Source organism: Streptomyces atratus, assembly GCF_900119365.1.
Taxonomy (GTDB): domain Bacteria; phylum Actinomycetota; class Actinomycetes; order Streptomycetales; family Streptomycetaceae; genus Streptomyces; species Streptomyces atratus_B.
In genome coordinates, this window is record NZ_FPJO01000010.1 from 41,533 (window position 1) to 68,051 (window position 26,519).

The following is a 26,519-nucleotide window of genomic DNA, read 5'->3' on the forward strand; positions in this document are numbered from 1 at the left end:
TGCCGTGCACATCGTCCTGGACGACACGGCGATGGCCGGCGGGAATGCGCCTAGTCCCGCCGGCCCCCGGAGGGTCGGACCTACCGTTAGCCGGTGAGGCCGTCCGCCAGCTCCTCCTCGTCACCGTCGCGCTGTGCGTAGAGGGCCTGTTGGAGGGCGAAGGTGCCGCGGATCGCGCTGATCCGCCCGGCCGTCGAATCGTCGGCCCAGCCGCCGAGCGCCAGCACCCGGCCCAGCAGCTCCTCCCCGTAGCTGGCCCCGACGGCCGCCAGGTCCTCGGCGGGGTCGCCCAAGGTGACCTCGTCCCAGTCGATGACACCGCTCAGGCGCGGCACACCGTCCGAGATCTCCCACAGGACGTTCTCACCGCCGAGGTCGCCGTGGACCACGGCGGAAGTGAGCGGGGGAAGGCCGTCGAGCGCGGCGAGTTCGCGCGCGGCACGCTCCCGGCCGCCGTCGGACATCAGCGGGAACAGTTCGGCGCGCACTCCCGCAGCGAACTCCTGCCACTGGCCCTCGGGGGCCGCTGGAAGCGCGGCGCGCACCCTCTCGTCCTTGCCCGCGGCGGTGAGCCCGGAGAGGAGCTCGGCGTATTGCTCGGCCGCCGCCTCGGCGACCTCGGGGCGCTCGAGCGCGTCGTCCTCCAACGGCGCTCCGGGAATCCGGCTCAGCACCAGGTAGGGCGGTTCGTCCGTGCCCTGGATGCCGCCCTGGGCGAGCGGGCGCGGGGTGCGGAAGCCGAGGTCGAGCCCGGCGAGGGCGCGCAGTACGGCTGCCCGCGCGGGCAGCCGCGCCGCGGCAGCCTCGGTGCGGGCGAAGCACACCACGCGCTCCGAGCCGACCACTACGTGGTGGAACTGCCCCTGATGGACGGAGAGTTCATCCTCCTTGTCGTCGGGCAGCAGGCGGATCAACAGGTCGCGGTGCGTCTCAATGATTTCCATGGTGGGTGAACTCTCCACTTCTCAGGCCTTCGCGAGCTCTCGATGTATGTGCGTTGACGTGCTGAATCAGCTAAAGCAGGGATATGACGATGGACCCGGTTGCATACGAGATGCTGCGGCACATGTGGTTCCCGGTCGCCCGGGTCGCCGACCTCGGGAACGGCGTCACGAGCGGCAACATTCTCGGTGAGGAACTCGTGGTGTACGGCGACGGACGTTCCGTCACTGTGGCCGAGGGCTTCTGCCCGCACCGCGGTGTGGCACTGCGGCTGGGACAGTTGAGCGAGGGCGCCCTGGAATGCCCGTACCACGGCTGGCTCTTCGAGGCGGGAAGCGGGCGGTGCACGCGCGTTCCCTCGTTGCCGTCGGGCCGGGACAGGCCGCACGCGGCGCTGCGCACCTACCCAGCCGAGATTGCCTACGGCCTGGTGTGGAGCTGCCTCGACGCCCCCTGCCTTCCCTTGCCGCGGCTGCCCGAGTACGTCGACGAGACCTGGCAGCTCGGCGCGGGCGAGCCGTACACCCTGAACTGCGGCATGCGGCAGCTGACCGAGAACTTCCGGGACAAGGCCCACTTCCCCTTCGTGCACGCGGACACGATGGGGGATGTGGCTAAGCCTCAATACCGTTCAGTTAGTGGATGTGGATGGTGGTGTGTGGGGTGTGTTCGGGTTGGGGCCAGTGTGTGTGGTGGGAGCTTTTCGCGGCCCATTTCAGGACCTTGCGTTTGACGACTCGGGGGTGTGAGCGTTTTCGGCGTGGTGGGTTGAGGTGTTGGGTGAGCCATCGGATGGCGTGAGACCAGATCGCGTCGGCCGTGTCAGCGCCCGGAGGGGGAAATGCGCTCTGCGCGACTGAACGGCGGGCGATGCGGAGGGCCTTGACGAAGGAGACTCTGTCGGGGTCCTGGCCGGTGTGCGCGGCGGTGTCAGCCATCAGAGTACGGATGGCGTAGTGGCAGCACAGGTGTCCCCAGATTTCTTGCTGGACAAGGTCGGGGGCTTTCGAGCGCAGTACCGCGCGGGGCCCGCGTTGATGGGTCTTCAGTTCGTCGAAGGTGGTCTCGATCTCCCACCGCCTGGCGTAGGCGGCTGCGAGGTCCTCGGCGCCGGCCTCGGCCGGGTCGAGGATCGTGGTCAGCAGCCGGTATTCGTCGGGGTTGTCCCGGCCGTCATCGACCGTGTAGTCGATCACTCGGACCGTGAGGGGCTCCGTCGTGGCCCGGTTCGTGCCCGACATCGGGACGATCCGGGCCAGCCAGGACCCATCGGCCAGGGTTTCCAGATACCGGGGCCGCAGGTTCACTGCACGAGCCGGTGACAGCGTCGAAGACCACATGGGTGCCGCATTCAGCCAACGCCACCAGGCGGGCCTGCGGAAACGCGGACCGCTCCCCCGGCAGGAAGCCGGCCGCCCGAAGACCTCTGCGTTGGCTGCCGTGTCCGCCACATCCAGGCACGTCCCGTCGATCGCCACCAGACGACGCCCGGCCAGCCACGACCCCGGCGTGTCCGGCCCCGCCAGCGGACGCGCAACCCGAGCGAAGAGATCCCGCACCGGCTCGAACCGCGCCGGCGGCTGGGCCTCGGCCGTGATGGTGGATGAGGTCTACGGACACGTCGATGTCCACGACCCGGTCTTCGACGCCGCCCTGCGCACGGTCTGGGGTGAGACGAAGTGACGGCGCCGTCGCCGCTGCCACAGCAGGATGCCCGCATGCGACGGGACCGGCTGGAGATGCTCACCGCGCTGATCAACGGGCCCGAGTTCGACCCGGCGCTGCGCGGCGGGGTGCTGAAGATCCCGCCGACGCACCCGGTATATCCGTGGAACTGCACGGTCGTCGACTGTGCGCGGCCCCGCTGGCGGCGCTACGCAATGTGCTCGGTGCATGCCGAGCAGTGGCAGGAGGCGGAGGCGCGCGGCATGAGCCGGGCGCAGTTCTTGCGGACCGCGCCTCGGTCTCACACATCTCTCACAATCGAGAGCGCACGGGAGCACGCGAGAGCCTCTGACCTGGAAAATCGCTGTCACCACGGACCACAGCGGACCAGGTGGACATTACATAGGCTAGGAGCATGGCCTACGAGATTCCGGTGACGCAAGCCCGGGCTGAGCTCGCCGATTTGATCAACCGCGTCGTCTACGGCGGCGAGCGCGTCGTCGTGACACGGCACGGCAAGCCGCTGGTGGCGCTCGTCTCGGCCGCTGACCTGGAGCGACTGGAGAAGGACGAGGCGGCCGCGGAGGAGCAGGTGATCAGCTCGGTCTCCTCGATCGGCTCCTCGGTGTCCGCTCCCGGCGAACGGCGCCGCTTCGGCATCGCGGCGGAGCACAGGGGGCACCACGAGCCGGGCAGCTGAGCGCCGCGCCGACGGCCCATGACGCGGGCATGCCGGGTACCTCCGTCCGCTGCGACGGGGGTACCCGGCATGCCCGGGCGGAGGCGCTGGAGAACGGCTTGCGTGGCCTGATGCCCATGCATCTTCCGGAGACCGGTTAACGCGCCGGAAAAACTTCGGCTCTAATGTGCACCACCTCGCCGCGAGTCGGCGGCTCGCTGTTCGACGACCGCGTCGAACACCGCTGTTGCCTTGCCGCGCCCAGGGCCGGTACTGGGCACAGGACTGTGAGGTGGACGCATGCGACTGACCCCGCACGAGCAGGAACGCCTGCTCGTCCACGTTGCCGCCGATGTGGCCCGGCAGCGCAGGGCGCGCGGGCTTCGGCTCAACCACCCCGAGGCGATCGCGCTGATCACCGTGCATCTGCTGGAGGGCGCCCGCGACGGCCGTACGGTCTCCGAGCTGATGGCGTCGGGCCGCGAGGTGCTCACCCGGGACGACGTGATGGACGGGGTGCCCGAGATGATCCACGACGTCCAGGTCGAAGCCACCTTCCCGGACGGCACCAAGCTCGTCACCGTCCACGAGCCGATCGTCTGACGGGAGGCGCCACCGATGATCCCCGGAGAGATCCTGTACGCGGGCGGGCCCGTGCCCTTCGACGAGGGCCGCCCCGTGACCCGCCCCACCGTGCTCAACGCCGCCGACCGGCCCGTCCAGGTCGGCTCGCACTACCACTTCGCCGAGGCCAACCCCGGCCTGGACTTCGACCGTTCGGCCGCCCGCGGCCTGCGGCTGAACATCGTCGCCGGAACCGCCGTGCGCTTCGAACCCGGCGTACCGGTCGGCATCGAACTCGTACCGCTCGCCGGGCGGCGCATCGTCCCCGGGCTGCGCGGCGGGACCGGAGGTGCCCTCGATGGCTGAACTCGACCGCGCCGTATACGCCGACCTGTTCGGCCCCACGACCGGCGACCGCATCCGGCTCGCCGACACCGATCTGCTCGTCGAGATCGAGGAGGACCGCTCGGGCGGACCCGGACTCGCCGGTGACGAGGCGGTGTTCGGTGGCGGCAAGGTCATCCGTGAATCGATGGGGCAGGCTCGCACCACCCGCGCCGAAGGGGCCCCGGACACCGTCGCCACCGGCGCCGTGATCATCGACCACTGGGGCGTGGGCAAGGCGGACATCGGCATCCGCGACGGCCGGATCACCGGGATCGGCAAGGCCGGCAACCCCGACACCATGGACGGCGTCCACCCCGATCTGGTCATCGGCCCCGAGACCGAGATCATTGCGGGCAATGGCAAGTTCGTCACCGCGGGGGCGATCGACGCCCATGTCCACTTCATCTCGCCGACCCTGATCGACCAGGCGCTCTCCTCCGGCATCACCACCCTGGTCGGCGGCGGCACCGGACCCGCCGAAGGCACCAAGGCCACCACCGTCACCCCCGGCCCATGGCACCTCGCCCGGATGTTCGGGGCCCTGGACGCCTACCCCGTCAACATCGGTCTGCTCGGCAAGGGCAACACCATGTCGCGCGAGGCCATGCACACCGCCGCGCCCTGCGCATCGGACTCGGCGGACCGGTCGGCTCCGGCAAGACCGCGACCGTCGCCGCCCTCTGCCGGGCCCTGCGCGAGCAGCTCTCCATCGCGGTGGTCACCAACGACGTCTACACCCGCGAGGACGCCGCCTTCCTCCTGCGCCACGCCGTCCTGCCGCCCGAGCGCATCCAGGCCGTGGAGACCGGCGCCTGCCCGCACACCGCGATCCGCGACGACATCTCCGCCAACCTCGAAGCCGTCGAGGACCTGGAGGACACCGTCGGGCCGCTCGATCTGATCCTGGTCGAATCCGGCGGCGACAACCTCACCGCCACCTTCTCCAGGGGGCTGGCCGACGCCCAGATCTTCGTCATCGATGTGGCGGGCGGCGACGACGTCCCGCGCAAGGGCGGCCCCGGCGTCACCACCTCCGACCTGCTCGTCATCAACAAGACCGACCTCGCCCCGTACGTCGGCTCCGATCTCGGCCGGATGGCCCACGACGCCGCGCAGCAGCGTGGACCGCTCCCCGTGGCCTTCACCTCGCTCACCTCCGAGGAGGGCGTGGGGCCCGTCGCGGACTGGGTGCGTGCGCGGCTCGCCGCCTGGACCGCATGAGCGTCCGGGCCACCGCCAGGATCACCGCGGCACTCGACGGCCGGGGCGTCACCTCGCTCCCCGTGCTGCGGGGCGACGGACCGCTCGCCCTGCGCCGGACCCGGGCGACCACCGGGTCCGGCACCCGGGGCACCGTCGTCGGCGCCATGAGCGCACCGCTCGGCGGCGACCGGCTCGCCATCGAGACCCGGGTCGGCGACCGCGCCCGGCTCACCGTCGACTGCGCCGCGGCGACCGTGGCCCTGCCCGGGTTGGGCGGTGAACCCGCCACGTACGGGATCGAGTTGAGTGCGGGGGAGCGGGCCGAGCTGCGCTGGCTGCCCGAACAGCTCGTCTCGGCGCACGGCAGCGTGCTGCACATGACCACCCGGGTGCAACTCGCCGCCACCGCACGGCTGGTGCTGCGGGAGGAACAGATCCTCGGCCGCCACGGCGAAGGCACCGGCACCCTCGTCAGCCACCTCACCGTGCACCTCACCGTGCACCGCGCCGGACGCCCGCTGATCGACCAGCAGCTGGCGTACGGGCCGGGAGCCCCCGGCGGCTGGGGCGGTGCGGCGGTCCTGGGCGGCCACCGGGCCGTCGGTCAACTCCTCGTCGTGGAACCGGCATTCGACGAGAAGCGCCCCGACGCACGCCTGCTGGGGGAGACCGCCGTCCTCACCCCGCTCGCCGGACCGGCCGTGCTGGTCACGGCCGTCGCCCCCGACGCACGCCTGCTGCGCGGTGTCCTGGACCAGGCCCTGGACGAATTGCTCGGCGCCCAGGAGGAGTGAACACCGCCCGGCCGTGCCTCACGCCTTACGGTCGTACGCCTCCAGCCAGGCGTCCTCCGCCGCGTAGTCGAAGAGCTCCTTCCCGTACGCCCGCAGCATGGCGGGGAAGGCCGCCGTCCAGTCCCTCCCCTCCAACTGCGCCGCGATCCACTCGACCGTCCCGGGAAGCGACTGCGCGTAGTCCGTGACCGGCCGGTACCCGAGCTCGCGCTCGGCGGCCGTCATGTCGTACACGATGGGGTGGGCGCCGCCCCATGGCGTGTCACCGACGCCGTCCTCCCCGGGCGCGCCCGCCATCAGCACGGTCTGCGTCGTGCGGCCGAGCGCCGCGTCGACGGCCTCGCCGATCTCCGCGACCGTCGGCGCCTGCGGATCCCCGGCGTTGAGCACCCGCGAACCGGGCCGCAGGGCGGCCAGCCGGATCAGCTCGGCCAGATTGGAGACATGGACCGGGTGGAAACGGGACTCCCCGCCGAACGCGAGCACCCGCCGGGCGCGGCCGTCCAGGAGCCGCTTCACGAAGAACAACTCACGCGGCGAGCGGCAGTACTTCCCGTGAATCGCACCGGCCCGCAGCAGTGTCACCGGCAGCGCGTCCCCGGCCGCCAGCAGATCCTGCTCAAGCCGTATCTTCCGTGTCCCGTACGTCGTGTCGCCGGCCGGCAGGGTGCGCTGCGACTCCGGGATCGGCAGCGGGTAGTGCGGAGCACCGTCGGGTTCGCCCTGCGTGTCGAAGCTGCGGCCCCGGTCGTCCTCGTACACCGCACCGCTGGAGATGACCACCGCCGAACCGATCCGGTCCGTGAGAGCGGTCAGCTGACGGGCGTGACCCGCGTCGTACGCCACCATGTCGACCAGTACGTCACAGCCGTCGCCCAGCGCCGCAGCGAGCGCCCCGTCGGCGTCCCGGTCCAGGCCCGTCGTGCGCACCGCCCCGTCCCACCGGTCGTCCCGGCCGCCGCCGCGGGAGGCGGCCGTCACCTCCCAGCCGTCCTCGACGAGCGCCTGCACGGCCGCCCGCCCGATCTGTCCCGTCGCCCCCAGTACCCATGCGTTTCCCTTGCTCATGCGGTCCACGCTAGGGCCGGGCGGTCACCCGGGACGGCGGCGTTCACCGAGCGCGGATCCGCCGTGAGCGTCGCAGTTTCGGGAACTTCTTCGGCTGACCGCTCTGTTCGGCCTGCGCGGCCTTCACCTTGACCGCGTACTCGTCGACGTACTCCTGACCCGAGAGCCCCAGGATCGCGTACATGATCTCGTCGGTGACGGCCCGGATCGCGGCCTTCTGGTTCTCCATACCGGCGTAACGGGAGAAGTCCAGTGGCTCACCGAAGCGGATGGTGACGCGCCTGATGCTCGGGACGACCTGTCCCGGCGGCTGGATCTCGAATGTGCCGACCATCGCGCACGGCACCACGGGCACCTGCGCCTTGATCGCCATGACGGCCACGCCCACCTTGCCCTTGTAGAGCCGACCGTCGTGCGAACGGGTGCCCTCCGGGTAGATGCCCAGCAACTCGCCCTTGCTCAGCACCCCGAGCCCCTCCCGGATCGCCGCCTGCCCGGCCTCTTTGCCGGAACGGTCCACCGGGATCTGCCCGATGCTGCGGAAGAAGGCGGCGGTCAGCCGCCCCTTCACCCCCGGACCGGTGAAGTACTCGGCCTTGGCGAGGAACGTGATCCGCCGTTTGAGGATCGCGGGCATCAGGAAGTGGTCGGAGAAGGACAGATGGTTTCCGGCGACGATCGCCGCGCCGTCCTCCGGGATGTGCTCCAGGCCCTCGATCCGGGGGCGGAAGAGCAAGCGCAGAAGCGGCCCGATGAAGACGTATTTGAGTACGTGATAGAACACGGGGCGGCTCCTGGGGCCTCTCGTCTGGATCATGTCCGGCTGGCCGGCGCGCATCTCCGGGAGGGCAGCCTATGTGCAGGTGTCGTCCGCCGCAGCCGTCTTCCTGACGTAGTCCTCGACCGCCGCGTCGAGTCCGATGTCGTGCTGGGCCCGTTCGGACAGGTACCAGCGGTGTTCGAGGAGTTCGTGGTAGAGCTCGGCCGCGTCCATCCGGGCGGGCACGTGGTCGCGCGCGGCGCGCACCGTGGGCCGGAAGATCTCGCGGACCCAGCGGTGGGCCAGTACCTCGGTGCGGGCGCCGTGCCGGTCGCCGGGGGCGTGGTCGTCCTGGGTGGCCATCCAGCTCTCCAGGTCGCCCAGGAGCCGCCGTGCCTGGTCGACCGGTAGGGGAGCGAACCGCCCAGATGGCGGGTGATCAGCACGGGTTCGAGGGGCGATCCGTCGGCCTCGGTCCGGCCGGTGACCACGGCGAGCGGGTCGACGGCCGGTATCCCGAGACGGTCGAGCGTACGCAGGAGCTCGTACTCGCGCAGCGCCGGCCGCTCGGCGAGCTCCTTCACGGCCACGGTCTCCTCGCCCGCTCGCGCGTAGCGCACGACGTGCCGCGAGATGCCGCGGGGCAGCGGCACGAGGTACTCCTCGGGCCACTCCTCCAGGGGAATGTGCCAGGGCAGTTCGAGCAGGAGGGCCGGGTGTTCGGGGTTGGTGGCGCTGATCTGCAGAGTCATGCGGTCACAGTCCCTGGGTCGGGCGGCGGGTCCACCGTGAACGGAACCCGAGGGGGCGGTGCGGGGCAAGACCGGTGCCGGGCCCGCACCGCCGCCACGCGGCCTCAGTCCTTCAGATGCTCCAGGATCCGGTGCATCCCGCTGTTCCAGTTCTCCTTGAGCGCCGCGACGGCCGCGTCCAGGTCGCCGCGCTGCAGGCACTCGGCGATCCGTTCGTGCTCCTGCGCCGAACGCTCCAGGATGTCCTGGTCGCCCAGGGCCACCCGCTCGTAGCGGTGCATCGTCACCTTCAGGGAGGTGATCAGCTTCATCAGGCGGTCGTTGGTGCAGCCGGACAGCAGCAGGTCGTGCCAGGCGTCGTCGTAACGCTCTATGACGTCGTGCGGCGCCTGTGGGGCCGAGAACGCGCGCGCCTCCGCCAGCAGACGGGGGGCCGTCGCCGCCAGGTGCTCGGGATCGCTGGACTCCAGGGCGAGCGCCTCCAGCGTCGCGACGATCGCGGACAGGTCGCGGAACTCCTGCGCGCTGAGCGGCGTGAAGCGGAAGCCCTTGCCGCGTTCGCTGGTGATGACGCCCTCGCGCTCCAGCGTGATCAGTGCCTCGCGCAGCGGCGTACGGCTGACGCCGAGTTCGGTGGCGAGCTGCCCCTCGTTGATCGGCTCACTGGTCGCGATCGTGCCGCGCCCGAGGCGCTTGATCAGTTCCTCCTTGACCTGTTCGCGCAACGGGCGGTTTTCGATTGGCATGTGAGGCTGCCCTCCCCTTCGGTCCGGTCGATTATCCGCTACCGGCGGGTCACGCGGTACCGGCGCCGTCGACCGGGATGACCGCTCCGCTCAGGAACGCCGAGGCGTCGGAGGCCAGGAACGCCACGGTCTGGGCGATGTCACGGGGCTGCCCGATCCGGCCGAGCGGCCGGTCGGCGGCGTCGGCGTAGAACGCGTCGGAGCTCTCGCCGAGCTGGCGGGCCTCCTCGGCGAGCATCCCGGTCGCCGTGTCACCGGGGCAGACGCAGTTGACGCGGATGTTGTCGGGGCCGTGGTCGATGGCCATGGCGCGGGTCATGTTGACCACGGCGCCCTTCGACGCGCAGTACGAGACGGCCCGGCCGCCGCCGCGGATGCCCCACCCGGAGCCGGTGTTGACGATGGAGCCGCCGCCCCGGGCCGCCATCCCGGGGATCACGAGACGGCTCATCAGCATCACCGACCGGATGTTCACGGCCATCACCAGGTCCCAGTCGTCCTCGGTGATCTCGCAGACCGTGGAGCGGCGGATGATGCCCGCGTTGTTGAAGAGGACGTCCACACCGCCGAACCGCTTCTGCGCCGTGTGCACGACGGCCTCGCAGTCCTCGCGCCGTGACACGTCGCAGCGTACGAAGGTTCCGCCGGTGTCCTTCGCGGTACGTTCGCCGCCGTCCGTGTCGATGTCGGCGATCACCACGCGGGCGCCGAGCTCGGCGAGGACCTGGGCGGTGGCACGGCCGATGCCGGCTCCGCCGCCGGTCACGATCGCACGCTTGCCGTCGAGGGAGATCATCTTGGGCTCCTTGTGTCCGGTGTCGGGGGTACGTGGGGTCACATGGCCAGGCGGTACAACGAGGTGCGCCGCCTGCCGGTGATGACGGGGAGATGGCCGGACAGCTCCGCGTCGAGTGCGTCGTCGCCGGTGTCCAGGAGAAGGGGGCGGCCGCCGAGCGCCGCCAGTTTCGTTTCGGTGCACAGCACGAGCAGGCGCTCGCGGCCGCCCGCCGCGCGCAGGACGCGCGGCGAGATCTGCTGGTTGCCGCGGCCCAGGAGGAAGCCCTGGCCGCCGATGGGGGAGAGGGCGATCCAGGCGGGGCCCAGGGCGAGGAGGGCGTCCTCGCCCGCGTCGCGGGCCACGACCCGGGGCGGGTGGCCCGGCCGCAGGGCGAGCACGTCGACCCCGGTGAGCGACACGTCCGCGCCGAGCGCTGCCGCCACCGCCCGGGTGGTGCTCCCGGGGCCGAGCACGAGCAGCCCGGCTCCGACCCGCTCGGCGGCCTCGGCCGCGATCCCGCCGACCGCCTCCGGCAACGCGGCGCTGCTGCCGGTCTTGCGCTGCTGCACGCGGACCGGCACGTCCGGGACGGGCAGCCACCCGAACAGCCGGGAGGTGACGCGCCCTTCGCCCAGGGCGTCCTCGTCGCGGTCCATCACCTCGGCGTCCCGCACCCGGACCCTGCCCGTGCGGGCGAGCCACGCCGCCGCGACCTCACCCGCGGCGCGCGGGCTGACGGCGAAGACGGCCGAGTGCATCTTCACGCCGGTCGGCACCCCGAGGACCGGGCAGGGCACGTCGCCGAGGGCGCCGAGCACGTCCCGCGCGGTGCCGTCGCCGCCGGCGAAGAGCAGGAGGCCGACGCCCTCGGCGACCACGGCCCGCACCGCGGCGGCCGTGTCCGCGGCCGAGGTGTCCCGGCCGGTCCCGGCGGCGTACACGATCCGTTCCGTGAGTCCCGCGGCGGCGGCGGACTCGGCGCCCAGGGGGCCGGCGGCGGTGACGACGAGGAGCTCGTCCCGGGCCGGCTCGCCCGCACGCGCCGCCAGTTCGCCCAGGGCCGCGGCCGCACGCGCCCCCGCCAGCGGGCGTGCGCCCAGCGACAGCGCCGTGCGGGCCCGGTCCGGGCCGTCGGTGCCGCCCAGGCCCACCCTGCCGCCGAGCCCGGCGACCGGGTTGACCACCAGGCCGACCCTCGTCACCGGCGGCCCGCCTCGCCCAGCACCTTGCGGCGGTAGGCGCGCCAGGAGACCGCCCAGACCGCGGGGTCGTCCAGGGCCTGAGGGCGTACCCGGTGGATGGTCGAACGGTGCGGCGCCGTGCGCACGGTCTCCGGGTCCTCGTACGCCTCGCGGGCGATCTCCGCGAGGATCGCCGCGTACTCGTCGAGGTCGGCGCGCGTGTAGGACTCGGTCGGCTCCAGCGTCATGGGTTCCGGCACCACATAGGGGTGGTGGCTGGTCCAGTAGTGGGTACCGAAGTCCGCGGCGCGCAGGCCGATGTCCTCGGAGTGCAGGCCGGTGTCCTCGTGGAGCTTCTGCCAGCTGTACCGGACCTGCTCGACGCGCGGGCGCCCGGCCGCGTACGGCACGGAGACGCCCGGGATCTGCCGGACCTTGTGGAGCAGGTAGTTGTTGTTGAGGACGGCCGTCTCGGCGGCGGCCCGCAGACCCTCCGCACCGAGCGACATGATCCAGGCGTAGGCGCGGACCAGGTTCGGCACGACGCCGTAGAACGGCCGCATCTTGCCGACCGACTCGGGCCGGTCGTCGTCCAGCCGGTAGGTGCCCGACTCCGGATCGAACTCCACGGTCGGGCGCGGGAGATACGGGGCGAGCTCCTCGGTGACGGCACAGGCGCCCGCCGCCGGGCCGCCGCACGCGTGCGGCGTCGAGAACGTCTTGTGCAGGTTGAAGTGGCACAGGTCGAAGCCCGCGTCCCGGGCCCGGGTGATGCCGAGGATGCCGTTCGCGTTGGCCTGGTCGTACGAGCACAGGCCGCCCGCCTCGTGCACGATCCGGACGAACTCCTCGATGCGCGGGTTGTAGATCCCGGTGTCCTCGGGGTTGGTGATGAGGAGCGCCGCCGTGCGCGGGCCGACCGCCGCCCTGAGCGCCTCGATGTCCGGGTAGCCGTCAGGGTCCGGGTGGAGGGTGATGACCTTGAACCCCGCCGTCTTCGCGCAGGCCGCGTTGGACGGGTGTGAGAAGATGGTCGTGATGATCTCGTCGCGCTGCTCCAGTTCGCCGCGCGCCGCGAAGTGGGCGCGGATCATCGCCACGTTGGTGTAGATCGCGGCGGAGCCCGCACCCGGCTGGAGCGAGACCCGGTCCATGCCGGAGATCTCCTTCAGGAGCTGCTCCAGGCTGTGGATGATCCCGAGGACGCCCTGGACCGTGTCCTCGTCCTGGAGCGGGTGCAGCGAAGCGATCCGCGGGTCGCGGACGAACTGGTCGTTGACCTTGGGGCTGTACTTCATGGTGCAGGTCCCCTGGCCGACGTCGATGTTGAGGTCGGCGCCCAGAGTCTCCTGGGAGAGACGCAAGTAGTGGCGCAGGACCTGCTGTTGGGACATCTCAGGCAGGGCGGGCGGTTCGGCGCGGCGCAGGGCGGCGGGGATCGCGGGCCTTTCGAGGGACGGGTCCGCGGACGGTACGAGAACGCCGCGCTCGCCCGGCGAACCGAGCTCGAAGATCAGCTTCTCGTCCCAGGAGGCCTGCTGGAACCGGCGCAGGCGCGGCTTGCCGACGATGCGCGCTTCCTCGGGGGCGACGGACACGGGCGCGTGGGCGGTCACTTGACGATCTCCTCAAGGGTCGCGGCGAGCCGGTCGATGTCGGCCTTGGTGTGGACTTCGGTGACGCAGTACGCGGCCTCGTGCTCGCCGGTCGGCACGCCACCGAAGATGCCCCGCTCCTTCAGGCCGGCGCGGATCTCGTCGGCGGTCCCGCCACCCGTGTACCGGACGGTGAAGTCGGCGAAGTGCAGGGCGTCGCCGTACGGGACCTCGACGCCGGGCACCTCCGCGAGGCGCCTGCGGGCGTACGCGGTGAGCGTGAGGACGGTGTCGCCGATCTCCCGCATGCCCTGCGGTCCCATCAGCGCGAGGTACACCCCGGCCCCGATGCCGTGCAGCGCGGCGGCCGTACCGACCCACTCCTTGCCCTCCTCGCGCAGTGCGAACGAGGTCCGTTCGTAGGCGACGTCGCCGAAGCCGTACTCGCCCTCGATGCTCGTCGGCACCAGGCCGAACAGGCGCGACGGGTACTCGGCGACCAGCCGTTCCTCGTCGCGGGTGGCGATGAAGCCCGCGTTGCCGCCGCCGAAGCTCTGGTGGAGGCCGAGCGGCTGGATGTCGCCGCAGGTGATGTCGGCGCCGTACGCGGAGGGCGGAGCGAGCACGCCGAGGGTGAGCGGATTGCAGCCCACGACATACAACGAGCCGGCATCGTGGGCGAGTTCGGCGAGGCGGGGGAGCGCCTCGTCGACGATGCCGAGCGCGGAGGGCGAGTCCGCGTACACCGCGGCCGTGTCCCCGGCGGCGAGCGCCTCGCGCACCGCGTCGAGGTCGGCGCAGCCGGTGTCCGGATCGACCGGGATCACCGTCACGTCGTGGTCGGGGCGTACGTAGTCGCGTACCCGGGAGAGCTTGTCGGCGTCGATCGCGGTGGCGACGAGCACGCGGCGGCGGCCGGTGATCCGGCCGGCCATGCGCAGGGCGGTGCCGGCGGCCTGGAAGCCGTCGTACACCGGGACGTTGACGACCTCGACGTCCAGCAGCTCGGCCATCATCGACTGGTACTCCCACAGCGCCTGGAAGCGGCCGTGGTCCTCGTACGGTTCGCCCGCGTACGCCGTGAGGAACTCGCTGCGGTTGACCACCTCGTCCACCACTGCCGGGACGTGGTGTTGGTAGCAGCCGGAGCCGAGGAAGCTGAGCGCCTGCCGGGTCGAGGTGTTGCGGACGAGCAACTCCTCCATGTGGCGGGTGAGTTCGGCCTCCGAACGCAGCGGGGCCGGCAGATCGAGGGGGCGGTGCAGCCGGATGCCGTCCGGGATGTCGGCGTAGAAGTCCTCGACGCTCCTGGCGCCGATCTCCTCCAGCATCGCCTGCCGCACGGCCGGGACCGCGTTCGGGATGTAGGGATGGGTGTAGGTGTGTGCGGAGTCCTGGGGTGACGTCATGCCGCGCCTTTCGCGTGCGCCGGCTCGGGGGCCGGCCATGGACCACAGCAGCAAAAGTCTTTGGGTGTACACCTCTTGACGGCAGCCTCCGTCATTCAGTGTTCTGAATACAGCATTAGGCATTCAGGCTCCAGGAGGCAAGAGTGTCAACAGGACCCACCCGACGGGCCGTTCTGGCCACCGGCTTCGCGACCGCGGCATCGTCCCTGGTCAGTGCATGTGCCATGGGCGGCGCGGGCGGCGGACAGGCCCGCGACATCGGCGGCAGGAAGGACGACGAAGGGGGCAAGGTCAGCGGCGGGATCACCGTCTGGTCATGGGACGTGGCCGCCAAGGCCATGAAGCGCCTGGCCCGCACCTTCGAGGAGCGCCACCCCGGGACCACCGTCGACATCGTCGACATCGGCTACGACAACGCCTACGACAAGATCATTGTGGGCCTGCGCGGCGGCTCGGGTCTTGCCGACGTCCTCACGGTCTCGGGCAGTCACATGCCGCGCTTCACCGGCAACTTTCCCAGCGGCTTCTACGACCTGACGAGCCTCGGCGGCCGCTACGGAGGCGACTTCGACCGCGCCGCCTGGCACACCGTCACCGGCAAGGACAGCGCGGTCTTCGCCCTGCCCTGGGATATCGGCCCCTGCGCGCTCTACTACCGGAGGGACCACTTCCGTGCCGCGGGAGTGGACCCCGCGTCGCTGGTGACGTGGGACGACTACGTGACGGCAGGCGTCCGCATCAAGAAGGCCACCGGCCGCAAGCTGCTCATCATGGACTCCACGGACGCCGGGATCCTGCCGATGCTGCTCCAGCAGCAGGGCCAGTACTACTTCAAGGGCGGCCGGGTCGCGCTCGACACCCCGGAGGCCGTGCGGGCCCTCACCCTGATGAAGTCCTTGCAGGACGAGGGTCTCGTCGACTACGAGAAGGGCTGGGACGGACTCGTCACCGGCACCAAGGAGGGCAAGGCCACCACCACACCCACCGCTGCCTGGTGGACGGGCACGCTCACCGACGAGATGCCGGAGCTGAAGGGCAGGTTCGGGGTGGTGCCGCTGCCCGGCTTCACCGCCGACGGCATCCGCACCTCCAACATGGGCGGCTCCACGCTCTGCGTCCCCGCGCAGAGCAAGAATCCCCGCCTCGCCTGGGCGTTCATGGAATTCCTGCTCACCGGCAAGGCCAACCAGGTCTCCATGCTCAAGCGCGAGGGCCTATTCCCCGCCTATCTGCCCGCGCTCGACGACCCGTACCTGAGCACGAAGCAGGAGTACTTCGGCGGGCAGGCGGCCCTCGACGTGTTCGCCCGGCTCGCCCGCAACATCCCGCCGGTCGAGTACAACAAGGACGACGCGAAGGCCACCGACATCATGGTCTCCGCCGTCACCGGCGTGATGCTGCGCGGCAAGGACCCGCGCGCCGCCCTCGACTCGGCCGCGCGGCAGCTCGCCGCGGCCACCGGCCGCGAAAGGGTGAAGTAGCCCGATGGCAGTCCCCACCACCTACGACCGGCCCGTCGCCCCCGCCCGTGCCCCGGCCCCGGCACGCCGCAGACGCCGGCGCCCCACCGCCTGGATCTTCGCCGGACCCGCGGCCGTCCTCTTCGCGCTCTTCTTCGCCTATCCGCTGGGCGCGAGCCTCCTGCAGAGCTTCACCACCGAGGACGCCGGCGCCACCCACTGGGTCGGACTCGACCAGTACCGGCGCATGATCCACGACCCCGCGTTCCTGGAGTCCCTGTTCAACACCGGGATCATCCTCGTCGTCCAGGTCCCCGTGATGATCGGCCTGGCACTCGTCCTCGCCGTCCTGCTCAACCAGTCCTGGCTGCGCTTCCGCGGCACCTGGCGAGCGGTCTACTTCCTGCCCGCCGTCACCACACTCGTCGCGTACGCCGTCGTCTTCCAGGTCCTCCTCAAGACCGACGGCGGTCTCGTCAACCAGATCCTCGGCGCCGTCGGCATCGGCCAGGTCGACTGGCTCAACAGCCCCACCTGGGCCCGCGTCTCCCTGATCGCCTCCCTGACCTGGCGCTGGACCGGCTACAACGCCGTCATCCTGCTCGCCGGACTCCAGTCCATCGGCAAGGAGCAGTACGAGGCCGCGGCGATCGACGGCTCCGGCACCCTGTCCACGTACACGCGCGTGATCCTGCCGCAGCTGCGCCCGGTCGTCCTGTTCTGCGTGATCACGTCCACCATCGGGACGCTCCAGCTCTTCGACGAGAACTACGTCCTCACCCGCGGCGGCCCCGACGACGCCACCCTCACCCCGGTCGTCTACCTCTACAAGGCCGGCTTCCAGCAGCTCGACTTCGGCTACGCCGCCGCCATCGCCTGGGTCGTCGTCGCCCTCATCGCCGCGGTCTCCGCCCTCCAGTACGTCGCCTTCGGAAGGGAGCGCCGCCAGTGACCGCCCTCCAGCAGGCCTCCGTACGCATCCACCCGGCCCGGCGCGCCGGCCGGTACCTCATCCGCCTCCTCCTCGTGGCCGGCGCCGTCGTCAGCCTGGTGCCGTTCCTCTGGATGGCGATCGCCGCGACACACTCCACGTCGGATCTGTTCCACTCACCGCCGCCGTTCCTGCCCGGCGGCCGTCTCCTCGACAACCTCGTCCGGCTCCAGGACACCATCGGCTTCGGGCGGGTCCTCCTCAACAGCGTCGGCATCGCCGTCGTCCACACCGCGCTCAGCTCGCTGATCTCCGCCATGTGCGGCTACGGACTCGCCAAGTACCGCTTCCGCGGCCGGGGTCTGCTGCTCGGCGCCGTGCTCGCCACGATGATGATCCCGTTCCAGGTGCTGCTCGTGCCGCTGTTCCAGATGATGGCGAGCGTCGGCTGGATCGACTCGTACCAGGCGGTGATCCTGCCGTTCCTGGCGAACTCCTTCGGCATCCTCCTGATGCGGCAGAGCTTCGTCGACTTCCCCGACGAACTCCTCGAATCGGCCCGGATCGACGGTTCCGGCGAGCTGCGCACCTTCTACCAGGTCGTGCTGCCGTGCGTACGCCCGCAACTCGGCGCCCTGGTCATCTTCACGTTCATGGCGCAGTGGAACAGCTTCATCTGGCCGCTGCTCATGCTGAACTCCGAGGACAAATACACCGTGCCCGTAGCACTCAACACCCTCACCGGGCTCTCCCATGTCGACTACTCGGGCCTGATGCTCGGCTCGCTCCTCGCCACGCTTCCGCTGATGCTCCTCTTCCTGGTCTTCCAGCGGCAGTTCGTCGCCGGACTCCTCGGCGGGGCGGTGAAGGGATGAGCCGCCTGACCCGCGTCCCGGGCGTCCTGTACGGCGGTGACTACAACCCCGAGCAGTGGCCCGAGGAAGTCTGGGCCGAGGACGCCGAGCTGATGCGCGAGGCCGGCGTCACGATGGTGACCGTCGGCGTCTTCTCCTGGGCCCGGCTCCAACCCGGCCCGGACGCCTGGGATTTCGCCTGGTTCGACCGGCTCCTCGACCTCCTGCACGCCCACGGCATCGCCGTCGACCTGGCCACCGCGACCGCGTCACCGCCGGCCTGGCTGGTACGCGCCCACCCGGAGATCCTGCCGGTCACGGCCGACGGCGTTCGCCTCGAATTCGGCTCGCGCCAGCACTACTGCCCGTCCTCGCCCGAATACCGGGCCGCCGCGCTCCGGCTCACCCGCACCCTCGCCGAACGCTACGCACACCATCCGGCCCTCGCCCTGTGGCACATCCACAACGAGTACGGCGACCATGTCACCGAGTGCTTCTGCGTTCGCTCCGCTGCACACTTCCGGGCCTGGCTCACCGACCGCTACGGCACCGTCGACTCCCTCAACCACGCCTGGGGCACGGCCTTCTGGTCGCAGCGCTACAGCACGTACGACGAGATCGAACCACCGCGCACCGCCCCGGGACCGGTCAACCCGACGCAGCTGCTGGACTGGCGGCGCTTCTGCTCCGACGCCCTTCTCGAATGCCACCGCGCCGAGCGCGAGGCACTCGGGCAACTCAGCCCCGGCATCCCGGCCACCACCAACTTCATGTCGATGTTCAAGGCACTCGACTACTGGAAGTGGGCCGAGCACGAGGACCTCGTCTCCGACGACGCCTACCCGGACCCCGCCGACCCCCACGCCCATGTCAACGCCGCCCTCAACTACGACCTGATGCGCTCCCTCAAGGGCGGCAGGCCCTGGCTGCTCCTCGAACAGGCGCCGTCCGCCGTCAGCTGGCGGCCGGTCAACGTCCCCAAGAAGCCCGGCCTGCAACGCCTCTGGTCCCTCCAGGCACTGGCCCGCGGCGCCGACGGCATCATGTACTTCCAGTGGCGTGCCTCTCGCGCCGGAGCCGAGAAGTACCACAGCGCCCTGCTCCCGCACCGGGGCACCGCGTCCCGGGGCTGGCGCGAGACCGTCCGCTTCGGCGCCGAACTCGCCCGGCTCGGCGAGGTCACCGGCACCACCGCCCCGGCGGGCGTGGCGATCATCCTCGACTGGGACTCCTGGTGGGCCCTGGAGGCCGACGACCACCCCTCGGCCCGGATGCGCTGGCGCGAGCTGCTGCGCCCCTGGTACGCGGCGCTCCACGCCCGCGCCGTCACCGTCGACTTCGTGCCCCCGCACGCCCGCCTCGACGGCTACCGGGCCGTCCTCGCCCCCAACCTCCATCTGCTGCGGCCCGAGAACGCCGCACGCCTCGCCGCCTACGTACGCGGCGGCGGCCTCCTCGTGTGCGGGCCCTTCTCCGGCGTCGTCGACGGCCACGACCACATCCACGACGGCGGCGCACCCGGGCCGCTGAGGGACGTACTCGGCGTATCCGTCGACGAGTTCTGGCCGATCCCCGACGGCGCGGCGGTGCCCCTGGCCTCCGGCGCGGAGGCCACCCTGTGGAGCGAGTGGATCGAGCGCCAGGGCCCGGACACGGAGGTCGTCGACGCGTACGCGGCCGGCGAGCTCACCGGCCGCCCCGCGATCACCCGCCACTTCTACGGCACCGGCACCGCGTGGTACATCAGCGCCCACCTCGGCGACGGCATCGCGGCCGTGCTCGACGAGGCGCTGAAGGCAGCGGGCGTTCGGCCCGTGCTCGACGGCCCCGAGGGCGTCGAGGCAACCGTGCGCTCCGGCGCGCAGGGCACGTACCTCTTCGTCCTCAACCACAACGACCACGCCACCCGGACCCCGCTGACGGGCCCGTACGCCGTCGGCGGCACCGATCTGCTCACCGGAACCGCCGTCCGCGACCACATCGACCTCGGCCCACTCGGCGCCGCCGTCCTGCGCATCGTCACCGACTCCCTTGGAGAGACCGGGAAATGACCCGCTGGAGAGACCGACACCCGACCGGACGCCGCTCCCTGAGCGCCCTGACCGCGCTCCTCCTCGCCGGCGGCACCCTCGCGGTACCGCAGACGGCGACCGCCCACGGGCACCCGAAGCCCCCGCCTTCGTACGCCGACGTCCTCGACCTGCACGGCACCCCTGCCGCAGCCCAGCCCGGCGACGACGAGGACAACAACCCCGTCAACGTCTTCGCCGACCAGGGGGCCTGGCACGCCTACGCCCTGCCGGAGGCCGGTGACAAGGACGCGTACGGCGGCTTCTCCGGGCCCCTCTACATCGCCCAGGAATACCCCTGGTGGCTCAGCAAGTCCTTCAGCCGCATCCGCCTCACCGAACACGGCCGCACCCTGGACCTGGCCGGTGGCGGGGCACCCCGGCTCACTTCGCTCCCGGGCCGCCTCCTCCAGTCCTACGACCTCGGCCGCGGGCTGCGCCTCACCCTCGAACTCCGCTTCGCCACCGACCGCAGCGCCCTGGTCAGGGCCGAGGTCCGCAACACCGGCCCGGCGCCCCGCACCCTGGGCGCCGACTGGACGGGCAGCCTGCTGCGGCCCGCCGACAAGCCGATGCGCGACGCGCCGTCGCTGACCGCCACCGGCTCCGGCGTCGGCGTCGACTTCGCGAAGGTCCGCGAGACCTGGGACTACCTCACCGACGGCACGGAGCGCTTCGAGGTCACCCACAAGGACCGCGTCCGCACGGCGGTGGACGGCGACAGCTACCGCACCGAGGCGGACCCGGTGACCCTCGCCCCCGGCCGCTCGCACAGTTTCGACTGGACCGAGTCCTACACCTTCACCGCCACCGAGCGCGGGAAGGAGCAGGCGAAGGTACGCGAGGTGCTGGCCCGCCCCGCATCCGTCGTGTCCGCGTCCGACGCGCGCTGGCGGGGCTATGTCGCCGGGGTGACCCGTGGCGTGCCCGCCGACCGGCGGCGTACGGCCGTGAAATCCCTGGAGACCCTGGTCACCAACTGGCGGAGCGCGGCGGGGCGGATCAAGCACGACGGGATCACACCGTCGATCTCCTACAAGTGGTTCGCCGGCGGCATCTGGGCCTGGGACACCTGGAAGCAGGCCGTGGGCACCGCACGCTTCGCGCCCGAACTGGCCGAGTCGCAGATCCGCTCCATGTTCGACTGGCAGATCCGGCCCGACTCCACGACCCGCCCCCAGGACGCCGGGATGATCCCCGACGTCATCTTCTACAACGACCCCGCACGCGGCGGCGGCAACTGGAACGAACGCAACTCCAAGCCCCCGCTGGCCGCCTGGGCGGTGTGGGAGGTGTACAAGAAGACCGGGGACAGGGCCTTCCTGCGCGAGATGTACCCGAAGCTCGCCGCGTACCAGGCGTGGTGGTACCGCAACCGGGACCACGACCACAACGGTCTCGCCGAGTACGGTGCCACCGTGGACCCGGCCAACGACTCCCCCGAGGAGCGGCGCCTCGCCGCCGCCTGGGAGAGCGGCATGGACAACGCGCCCCGCTTCGATGCCGCTCTCGGCACCGGCATCGTCGCCAACAGGGCCGCCTACGGAACGCTCCTCGGCTACTCCGTCGACCAGGAGTCCGTCGACCTGAACTCCTATCTCGCCGCCGACCAGGGCTACTTGGCGCGCATCGCGGGCGCGCTGGGCCGCGGCGCCGACGCCCGGCACTGGCAGCGGCGCTCCGACGCCACCGCCACCGCCGTCCGCACGACGATGTACGACGCCACCGACGGCTGGTTCCACGACACCGCGCTCGGCACCGGCGCACCGCTCACCTCCCGGGGCCGCGGCATCGAGGGCGCCGTTGCGCTGTGGACCGGCACGGCGTCCGCCGGACAGGCACGCTCCGTGCGCGACAGGCTGACGGACCCGGCGGAGTTCGCCACCACCGTGCCCTTCCCGACCGTGGCGAAAAGCTCCCCCTACTTCTCGCCGACCGCGTACTGGCGCGGCCCCGTCTGGTTCGACCAGGCCTACTTCGCCCTCGGCGGCCTGCGCCGCTACGGCTACGGCAAGGACGCGGACGCCCTGACGGACCGCCTCCTCACCCACGCGTCGGGCCTCGCCGGCAACGGGCCGATCATGGAGAACTACGACCCGACCACCGGGGCGCCGCTCAACTCGCCCAACTTCAGCTGGTCCGCGGCGCTGCTGCTGCCGATGCTGACGGGAGACAGGTAGGGGACGGGCGGCAACCGTCCCCGGATCGGGCGCGGGCAGGGCAGCTGTGCTCGCGCCCCGTCGATGCGGTGGGCCCTGGACCTCCCGGGTCCGGACCGGCAGGGCCGAACCGCGGCGCGTGGCCGCCGCCAGGACCAGGACGATCGCCTCGGGACCGTAGGCCACCGAGGCCATCGCGTCGAGCGAGAGCGCGGCGAGGCCGGTGAGGGAGGTGAGCTTGTGGCGGGCCCCGGGATCGGGGGGTTCCTCGGCGCTCGGCGCCGCGCCGGGGTCTGAGGTCGGAACGGACATGTGATGCGCGGTCCTTCGATCGGGTCCGCCCAGCGTGGGCCCGGTCCCGGCCGCCGGAGACGGGCACTTGCGCGATCTTGGCGCGGAGCGCCGGACTCTTCGCGCATTCCTGACGCGCGGGGCCGGGGCACGACGGTCCCTGCCCCGTCACACCCGCCCGGTGCGCAGCCGTACCGGACCCAGCAGGCCGCTGACCCGCTGCCCGGGAAAGACGAAATGGGTCGGACTCGTCGCATCCAGGCGGGGTGCCAGCGTCCCGAACACGGTGACCTCCACGGCATTGGCCCCCGGCACGACCAGCCCCGTCAGATCGAAGACGTACGGGGAACACACGCGCACCCCCGCTCCGGTGCCCCCGACCCGTACCTCCGCCGTGCCCCGGACCCGCCCGAGGTCCAGCCACACCGGACCCGCTGCGGCATCGGCGGGCACGGTCACCACACGGCCGTACCGCACCCCGCCGCTGTACTCGGCCAGGCCCCGGCTCTCCCAGTCGCCGAGCCGGATCCGCCCGGGGCCGACCGTGCACCGCAGCGGACCCGCCAGCGCGGCACCACCCTCGTACCCGGGGCGTGTCCGGACCCGCAGCGCCGCGGTCCGCGGCCCGCCGCGACCGGCGGGCGGCAGCTCGACCGTCACGGTGCGCACCCCCCGGGCGTCGACGGCGGTCGCGGCGACGGGGCAGTCGGAGCCGTCCACATGGACCGTGACCTCACCGTGCACCGCGGCCGTCAACCGGTGTGTTCCGGGAGGGAGTTCGCACCACAGCCACTCCACACCGCCCCGGTGCCCCGGAACCGCGAATCGTACCGGCACCACCGTGCCGTCGTCGGCCTCAGGGTCCAGCCACGCGGCACCCGGCAGCGGATGGGGGCGGCGGCGCAGGAACAGGGCGGCGGGATCACCCACCGGCTCGCGACGCACCCGGACCGGCCCGCGCCCCCGCGCGTCCTCGGCCCACCAGCGGGAGTCGCTGTGCAGCGTCGCGACATGCCCGCCGTGCCCGTCGTCGAGGACCGCGTCCACCAGCACCGCGCGCTCGCCGTCGCCGGACGTCTCGACCGTGATGGCGTTGTCGCCGAGGCACAGGGCGGCCGCCACGTCGTACCGCCGCACACGTGGCACCGCGTGCTCGGCGTACGGGTCGAAACCGCCCTGTCTGCCGATGAGATGTCCGTTCACCCGCAGTGCGCAGGGCACCCGGGAAGCCACCTGGACGACGGCCCGGTCGGGGAGTGCCGGCAGGTTCAGCGTGGTGCCCATGGTTCCGGGCGCGTGGATCCACTCCGGTCGCCGGTAGCGCCCGGGATCACGCACGAGCGCGAAGTGCACACGCAGCTCGCAGTCTTGATCGGGTGTCAGTTCAAGTTCGAGCAGATGGACTCCGGCCGTTGCCCGCACCGGGCCCATCGCGAGGTGGCCCCCGTCGTCGAGAGCCACCGGCGCGCCGTCGATCCGTACCCGCTTGGCCGCCGCGGCGCCGATCGCGAGATGACCGTCGAACGCCTCGTCCAGACCCAACGCCACCCGCAGCCGCACCACCTCTTCGGCGACCGCGCGGCCGATGTGCGCGAACTCCTCGGGCACATGCCCCTTCGGCCCCAGAACCGCGCGATGCACCGGATCCTTGTACACGCCCAGGGTCTCGGACCATTCGAGCACCGAGGGGCCGCCGTCCCGGCCGGGCCCCTCGCGCAGGACGACCGCGCGCGGGCCGAACGTCGCGTGGACCGTGGCCCCTGCCGCGCGACCGGGGCCGGAGGGCGCGGCCCATCCGTCCCGGACGCCGTCCTCACCGGCCGCCTCCACCCGGTGCCGGAAGGTCCGGCACTCCGTGACGGCCGGACCCGTGGGCGGACCGGTCGCGGGGCGGGCGAAATCGCCCCAGGTGTTGTCGAGCGTCGGAACGAGCACCATGTCCCACTCCGCGTCCGGAGGGATCTCCACGACGGTGGCACCCGGTCCGGAACAGTGCGCCACGGGCGCGGACGGCTCCCGGTCGTGCGCCGGAAGGACCAGCACGGCCGCGGGTCCCGTATCGAAGGGGACCTCGACCTCGACGGCCCGCGCGTCGCCCTCGGCGGGCAGCGCCGGCAGCGTCCGCGGAGCACCGCCGAACGGGTCCACCAGCACGGCCGGGCCCGAAACGTCCCGCACCCGCACCCGGGCCCGCCGCGCGTAGCGGCCGGGGTCGAAGTCGTAGCGGGCGTCGAGCCAGCCCAGCGCGGCGCCCCGCTCGTCGGGGGCGGCGACGGACGCACGGGTCGCCCGAGGCGCGGCCGCGGTCAGGAACACCACCGTGGCGCCGTCCACCCGACGCGCGAGCGCGGGGACCGGGGCCCGGACGACCGGGTGCGTACCGCCGAGAGCGGCGGCGAGCGGATCGGCCGGGTCGTCCGTCATGGGGATGTGCACGGCCCGGCCGTCCGCGAAGCACTCCCGCAGCCCGGCCGGGGTGTCCGTGCCGGGGCCGACGAGCTGCTCGGGGAGGTCGCCCAGCGCGATCAACCGTCCACCGGCGGAGGCGAATTCGACGAGCCGCTGCGCCGTCTCCCGTTCCAGGACGGTGCACGAGGGCAGCACGATCGTGGCGTACGCCTCGTCCGCGACCCGTAGCCGCACCCCGTCGTCGAGCCGGGAGATCCGGGCACGGGCCAGCGAGGCATCGTCGACGACATCGGCATCGAGGCCGAGGCGGTCCATGACGCCGGGCCGGGTGCGGAACCAGGCCATGTCCCCGACGAGTTCGAGGTACACCGACTGGGCGCGCCTGGCCGCGTCGGTGACCCCGTCCAGGGCGGTGCCCGCCTGGGCGGTCGTGGTGGGCAGCAGGATCGCGATGTCGCACAGATGGTGACCGAGGCTCAGGATCGCGCACAGCCGGGTCACGGCGTCGGCGAAGACACGGTGGTGGCGCCAGTACGGCTGGCGCCAGTCGGTCGCGGGCGGCGCCCATTCCCACCAGCCGCCCTTGGTCGTGTAGTAGACGGCATGCGGGTTGTAGAGCGTGGCGCCGGCCCGCAGCCACGGCAGCAGCCAGTCGAAGGTCTCCTCCAGGGTGCCGCCCCAGCCGGTGGAGTGGAAGGCCTCGACCCAGGTGCGGGGGCGGCCGTAGAGGTGGGCGAGCGAGGAGTGGACGCGGGCGTCCCCGTGGTGGTCGGAGCCGGGCGCCGAGAACCAGCGGTGTGTCCGCGCGTAGTCGGCGTACAGCTCCACGCCCGCCACCGGGTGCCCGGCGCGGGCGGGGTCCTGCTGGTCGCAGCCGATGAGCAGTCCATGACGCTCGTGCCAGGCGGCCAGCGGGCGGAAGAAAGCCTCCTCGGCCAGTTCGGCCCGGGTCAGGTGGTAGTCGCGGCGGACCCGGTGGACGTCCGGATCCGCGCAGTCGTCGTACAGGGCGTCGAGCCGATCGCCGATGTCGTACCCGCGAAGGCGCCGGAAGGCGTCGGCGAAACCGGTGGACCAGGTGGGCAGGGAGGGCAGTTCGTCCTGGAACGAGCCGACGACGACGGACCCGAGCCGGTCGCCGAGCCGGCGCTCGAACTCCCCGTGCACCCGGTCCAGCAGCGCCGCACAGGCCTCGGCGCCCAGATAGTCGAAACCCAGCGCCACATGGTGGTGGAGCGTCAGGCGCCAGCGGCCGGGGCCCGGCGCCCGTACGCCCCCGTCGGCAACCGCCACCGGGACCGTCGGACCGGTGCTCCGGCCGTCGGCGTCCAGCGGTTCGGCGCTGCCTGCGAGCGGCCGGCCGCCCGGCGGACAGCGCAGCTCGCCGGCCCGGTCCGCCGCGCACTCCACCACGGCTCGTACCCGGTCGAGCCGGCGGCCCGCGTGGGCGGGCCGCTCGTCGACGAGGCGTGCCTGCAGATCGGCGCCGGAGAAGCCGAGCTGGTCGTAGAACCAGAGAGCGACCCCCAGTACCCGGGCGTCCTCGCACACCCCGTCGAGCAGCGCCCACCACGCGTCGGACAGGAACGGCGGATCGTCGGCGTCGGCGCCGAACAGCGGCCCCGACGGCGCCAGGTTGAGGAGCACGAGATTGTGCACCCCGCCCTGCGCGAAGCGCTGCAGTTGTGCCCGCAGCCGCGCCCGGTCGAGCCGCTCCCCGCTCCACCACCAGATCGCGACGGGCGAGAAGGCGCGCGGCGGCCCGGCGAGTACCGCCGAGATGCCCGGCGGGAGGAGAGGGCCGTCCTCCGGGTGTGTCATGG

The 26,519-nt window shown here is 71.9% G+C and carries 21 protein-coding genes and 4 pseudogenes; 13 read left to right on the forward strand and 12 right to left on the reverse strand.

What is annotated here, in order from left to right; translation table 11 throughout:
- Positions 1-86: 86 nt before the first annotated feature.
- Positions 87-962, reverse strand: coding sequence for a viomycin phosphotransferase (gene vph / locus BT364_RS18570; protein ID WP_371268613.1), 876 nt, complete (start codon positions 960-962; stop codon positions 87-89).
- Between the two features lie 104 nt (positions 963-1,066).
- Between vph and BT364_RS44250 the strand changes: the two genes are divergently transcribed.
- Positions 1,067-1,675 (forward strand): Rieske 2Fe-2S domain-containing protein, encoded by a 609-nt coding sequence (locus BT364_RS44250; protein ID WP_371268618.1) that lies wholly within the window; start codon positions 1,067-1,069, stop codon positions 1,673-1,675.
- Between the two features lie 100 nt (positions 1,676-1,775).
- On the opposite strand, the pseudogene BT364_RS39210 reads toward BT364_RS44250, so the two are convergent.
- Positions 1,776-2,468, reverse strand: a pseudogene (locus tag BT364_RS39210) (transposase); the annotation flags it as partial.
- Between BT364_RS39210 and BT364_RS42275 the strand changes: the two are divergent.
- From BT364_RS42275 to BT364_RS18615, 7 genes and pseudogenes are all read left to right on the forward strand, one after another.
- Complete coding sequence (locus tag BT364_RS42275) at positions 2,383-2,625, forward strand: hypothetical protein (RefSeq protein WP_072486307.1); 243 nt, start codon at positions 2,383-2,385, stop codon at positions 2,623-2,625. The pseudogene BT364_RS39210 and the gene BT364_RS42275 sit on opposite strands and share 86 nt — an antisense overlap.
- Positions 2,626-3,022: 397 nt before the next feature.
- A complete protein-coding gene (locus BT364_RS18595) occupies positions 3,023-3,307 on the forward strand; it encodes a type II toxin-antitoxin system Phd/YefM family antitoxin (RefSeq protein WP_072486308.1) in 285 nt (94 codons plus the stop codon).
- Between the two features lie 279 nt (positions 3,308-3,586).
- Entirely contained in the window at positions 3,587-3,889 is a 303-nt protein-coding gene (locus BT364_RS18600; RefSeq protein WP_072486309.1) for an urease subunit gamma, read from the forward strand.
- A gap of 15 nt (positions 3,890-3,904) precedes the next feature.
- Positions 3,905-4,216: an urease subunit beta gene (locus tag BT364_RS18605; protein WP_072486310.1), complete on the forward strand. Its 312-nt coding sequence runs from the start codon at positions 3,905-3,907 to the stop codon at positions 4,214-4,216.
- Positions 4,209-4,844: pseudogene (locus tag BT364_RS40200) on the forward strand (amidohydrolase family protein); the annotation flags it as partial. The gene BT364_RS18605 and the pseudogene BT364_RS40200, both read left to right, overlap by 8 nt.
- Positions 4,751-5,458 (forward strand): urease accessory protein UreG, encoded by a 708-nt coding sequence (ureG, locus tag BT364_RS40205; protein WP_107408257.1) that lies wholly within the window; start codon positions 4,751-4,753, stop codon positions 5,456-5,458. The pseudogene BT364_RS40200 and the gene ureG, both read left to right, overlap by 94 nt.
- Positions 5,455-6,234 (forward strand): urease accessory protein UreD, encoded by a 780-nt coding sequence (locus BT364_RS18615; RefSeq protein WP_072486311.1) that lies wholly within the window; start codon positions 5,455-5,457, stop codon positions 6,232-6,234. The genes ureG and BT364_RS18615 overlap by 4 nt, the downstream gene beginning before the upstream one ends.
- Before the next feature lie 18 nt (positions 6,235-6,252).
- Here BT364_RS18615 and BT364_RS18620 read toward each other — a convergent pair whose 3' ends face one another.
- The 8 genes and pseudogenes from BT364_RS18620 to gcvPA all read right to left on the reverse strand — a co-directional run bounded on the left by BT364_RS18620 (position 6,253) and on the right by gcvPA (position 14,523).
- Positions 6,253-7,302 carry an NAD-dependent epimerase/dehydratase family protein gene (locus BT364_RS18620; RefSeq protein ID WP_072486312.1) on the reverse strand — a complete coding sequence of 350 codons (1,050 nt, stop codon included), beginning with the start codon at positions 7,300-7,302 and terminating at the stop codon, positions 6,253-6,255.
- A 43-nt stretch (positions 7,303-7,345) separates the two neighbouring features.
- Positions 7,346-8,086: a lysophospholipid acyltransferase family protein gene (locus BT364_RS18625; RefSeq protein WP_072486313.1), complete on the reverse strand. Its 741-nt coding sequence runs from the start codon at positions 8,084-8,086 to the stop codon at positions 7,346-7,348.
- A 69-nt stretch (positions 8,087-8,155) separates the two neighbouring features.
- Positions 8,156-8,814 (reverse strand): annotated as a pseudogene (locus tag BT364_RS18630) (DUF4032 domain-containing protein).
- A gap of 104 nt (positions 8,815-8,918) precedes the next feature.
- On the reverse strand, positions 8,919-9,560 hold the full coding sequence (locus BT364_RS18635) for a GntR family transcriptional regulator (protein WP_072486314.1): 642 nt from the start codon (positions 9,558-9,560) through the stop codon (positions 8,919-8,921).
- Between the two features lie 49 nt (positions 9,561-9,609).
- Positions 9,610-10,356 carry an SDR family NAD(P)-dependent oxidoreductase gene (locus BT364_RS18640; protein ID WP_072486315.1) on the reverse strand — a complete coding sequence of 249 codons (747 nt, stop codon included), beginning with the start codon at positions 10,354-10,356 and terminating at the stop codon, positions 9,610-9,612.
- Positions 10,357-10,394: 38 nt separating this feature from the next.
- Complete coding sequence (locus BT364_RS18645) at positions 10,395-11,540, reverse strand: ATP-NAD kinase family protein (protein WP_072486316.1); 1,146 nt, start codon at positions 11,538-11,540, stop codon at positions 10,395-10,397.
- Positions 11,537-13,135 carry an aminomethyl-transferring glycine dehydrogenase subunit GcvPB gene (gene gcvPB / locus BT364_RS18650; RefSeq protein WP_072486317.1) on the reverse strand — a complete coding sequence of 533 codons (1,599 nt, stop codon included), beginning with the start codon at positions 13,133-13,135 and terminating at the stop codon, positions 11,537-11,539. The genes BT364_RS18645 and gcvPB overlap by 4 nt, the downstream gene beginning before the upstream one ends.
- Positions 13,132-14,523 carry an aminomethyl-transferring glycine dehydrogenase subunit GcvPA gene (gcvPA, locus tag BT364_RS18655; protein ID WP_072486318.1) on the reverse strand — a complete coding sequence of 464 codons (1,392 nt, stop codon included), beginning with the start codon at positions 14,521-14,523 and terminating at the stop codon, positions 13,132-13,134. Before gcvPA ends, gcvPB begins: the two co-directional genes overlap by 4 nt.
- Before the next feature lie 143 nt (positions 14,524-14,666).
- Here gcvPA and BT364_RS18660 point away from each other — a divergent pair, with 143 nt between their 5' ends.
- Genes BT364_RS18660 through BT364_RS18680 form a run of 5 tightly spaced genes read left to right on the forward strand, consistent with a single transcriptional unit; the run spans position 14,667 to position 22,017 of the window.
- The gene (locus BT364_RS18660; RefSeq protein WP_218172444.1) at positions 14,667-16,004 is read left to right on the forward strand and encodes an ABC transporter substrate-binding protein; all 1,338 of its coding nucleotides are present in this window, start codon (positions 14,667-14,669) and stop codon (positions 16,002-16,004) included.
- A gap of 4 nt (positions 16,005-16,008) precedes the next feature.
- Positions 16,009-16,935 (forward strand): carbohydrate ABC transporter permease, encoded by a 927-nt coding sequence (locus tag BT364_RS18665; RefSeq protein WP_072486319.1) that lies wholly within the window; start codon positions 16,009-16,011, stop codon positions 16,933-16,935.
- The gene (locus tag BT364_RS18670; protein ID WP_256260043.1) at positions 16,932-17,789 is read left to right on the forward strand and encodes a carbohydrate ABC transporter permease; all 858 of its coding nucleotides are present in this window, start codon (positions 16,932-16,934) and stop codon (positions 17,787-17,789) included. The genes BT364_RS18665 and BT364_RS18670 overlap by 4 nt, the downstream gene beginning before the upstream one ends.
- Positions 17,786-19,819 (forward strand): beta-galactosidase, encoded by a 2,034-nt coding sequence (locus BT364_RS18675; RefSeq protein ID WP_072486320.1) that lies wholly within the window; start codon positions 17,786-17,788, stop codon positions 19,817-19,819. Before BT364_RS18670 ends, BT364_RS18675 begins: the two co-directional genes overlap by 4 nt.
- Positions 19,816-22,017 (forward strand): MGH1-like glycoside hydrolase domain-containing protein, encoded by a 2,202-nt coding sequence (locus BT364_RS18680; RefSeq protein WP_079179526.1) that lies wholly within the window; start codon positions 19,816-19,818, stop codon positions 22,015-22,017. Before BT364_RS18675 ends, BT364_RS18680 begins: the two co-directional genes overlap by 4 nt.
- Before the next feature lie 108 nt (positions 22,018-22,125).
- On the opposite strand, the pseudogene BT364_RS44255 reads toward BT364_RS18680, so the two are convergent.
- Positions 22,126-22,308: pseudogene (locus tag BT364_RS44255) on the reverse strand (amino acid permease); the annotation flags it as partial.
- 147 nt (positions 22,309-22,455) lie between these two features.
- Positions 22,456-26,517, reverse strand: a complete 4,062-nt coding sequence (locus tag BT364_RS18690) for a hypothetical protein (RefSeq protein WP_072486321.1) — start codon at positions 26,515-26,517, stop codon at positions 22,456-22,458.
- Positions 26,518-26,519: the final 2 nt, after the last annotated feature.

Bases quoted from the DNA above. Each gene is read 5' to 3' on its own strand.
- gcvPA (WP_072486318.1), bottom strand. From the start codon at position 14,523: ATGACGTCACCCCAGGACTCCGCACACACCTACACCCATCCCTACATC.
- ureG (WP_107408257.1), top strand. From the start codon at position 4,751: ATGGCACCTCGCCCGGATGTTCGGGGCCCTGGACGCCTACCCCGTCAA.
- BT364_RS18605 (WP_072486310.1), top strand. From the start codon at position 3,905: ATGATCCCCGGAGAGATCCTGTACGCGGGCGGGCCCGTGCCCTTCGAC.
- BT364_RS18620 (WP_072486312.1), bottom strand. From the start codon at position 7,302: ATGAGCAAGGGAAACGCATGGGTACTGGGGGCGACGGGACAGATCGGG.
- BT364_RS18680 (WP_079179526.1), top strand. From the start codon at position 19,816: ATGACCCGCTGGAGAGACCGACACCCGACCGGACGCCGCTCCCTGAGC.
- BT364_RS44250 (WP_371268618.1), top strand. From the start codon at position 1,067: ATGTGGTTCCCGGTCGCCCGGGTCGCCGACCTCGGGAACGGCGTCACG.
- BT364_RS18595 (WP_072486308.1), top strand. From the start codon at position 3,023: ATGGCCTACGAGATTCCGGTGACGCAAGCCCGGGCTGAGCTCGCCGAT.
- BT364_RS18635 (WP_072486314.1), bottom strand. From the start codon at position 9,560: ATGCCAATCGAAAACCGCCCGTTGCGCGAACAGGTCAAGGAGGAACTG.
- BT364_RS18675 (WP_072486320.1), top strand. From the start codon at position 17,786: ATGAGCCGCCTGACCCGCGTCCCGGGCGTCCTGTACGGCGGTGACTAC.
- BT364_RS18690 (WP_072486321.1), bottom strand. From the start codon at position 26,517: ATGACACACCCGGAGGACGGCCCTCTCCTCCCGCCGGGCATCTCGGCG.
- BT364_RS18640 (WP_072486315.1), bottom strand. From the start codon at position 10,356: ATGATCTCCCTCGACGGCAAGCGTGCGATCGTGACCGGCGGCGGAGCC.
- BT364_RS18600 (WP_072486309.1), top strand. From the start codon at position 3,587: ATGCGACTGACCCCGCACGAGCAGGAACGCCTGCTCGTCCACGTTGCC.
- BT364_RS18615 (WP_072486311.1), top strand. From the start codon at position 5,455: ATGAGCGTCCGGGCCACCGCCAGGATCACCGCGGCACTCGACGGCCGG.
- BT364_RS18665 (WP_072486319.1), top strand. From the start codon at position 16,009: ATGGCAGTCCCCACCACCTACGACCGGCCCGTCGCCCCCGCCCGTGCC.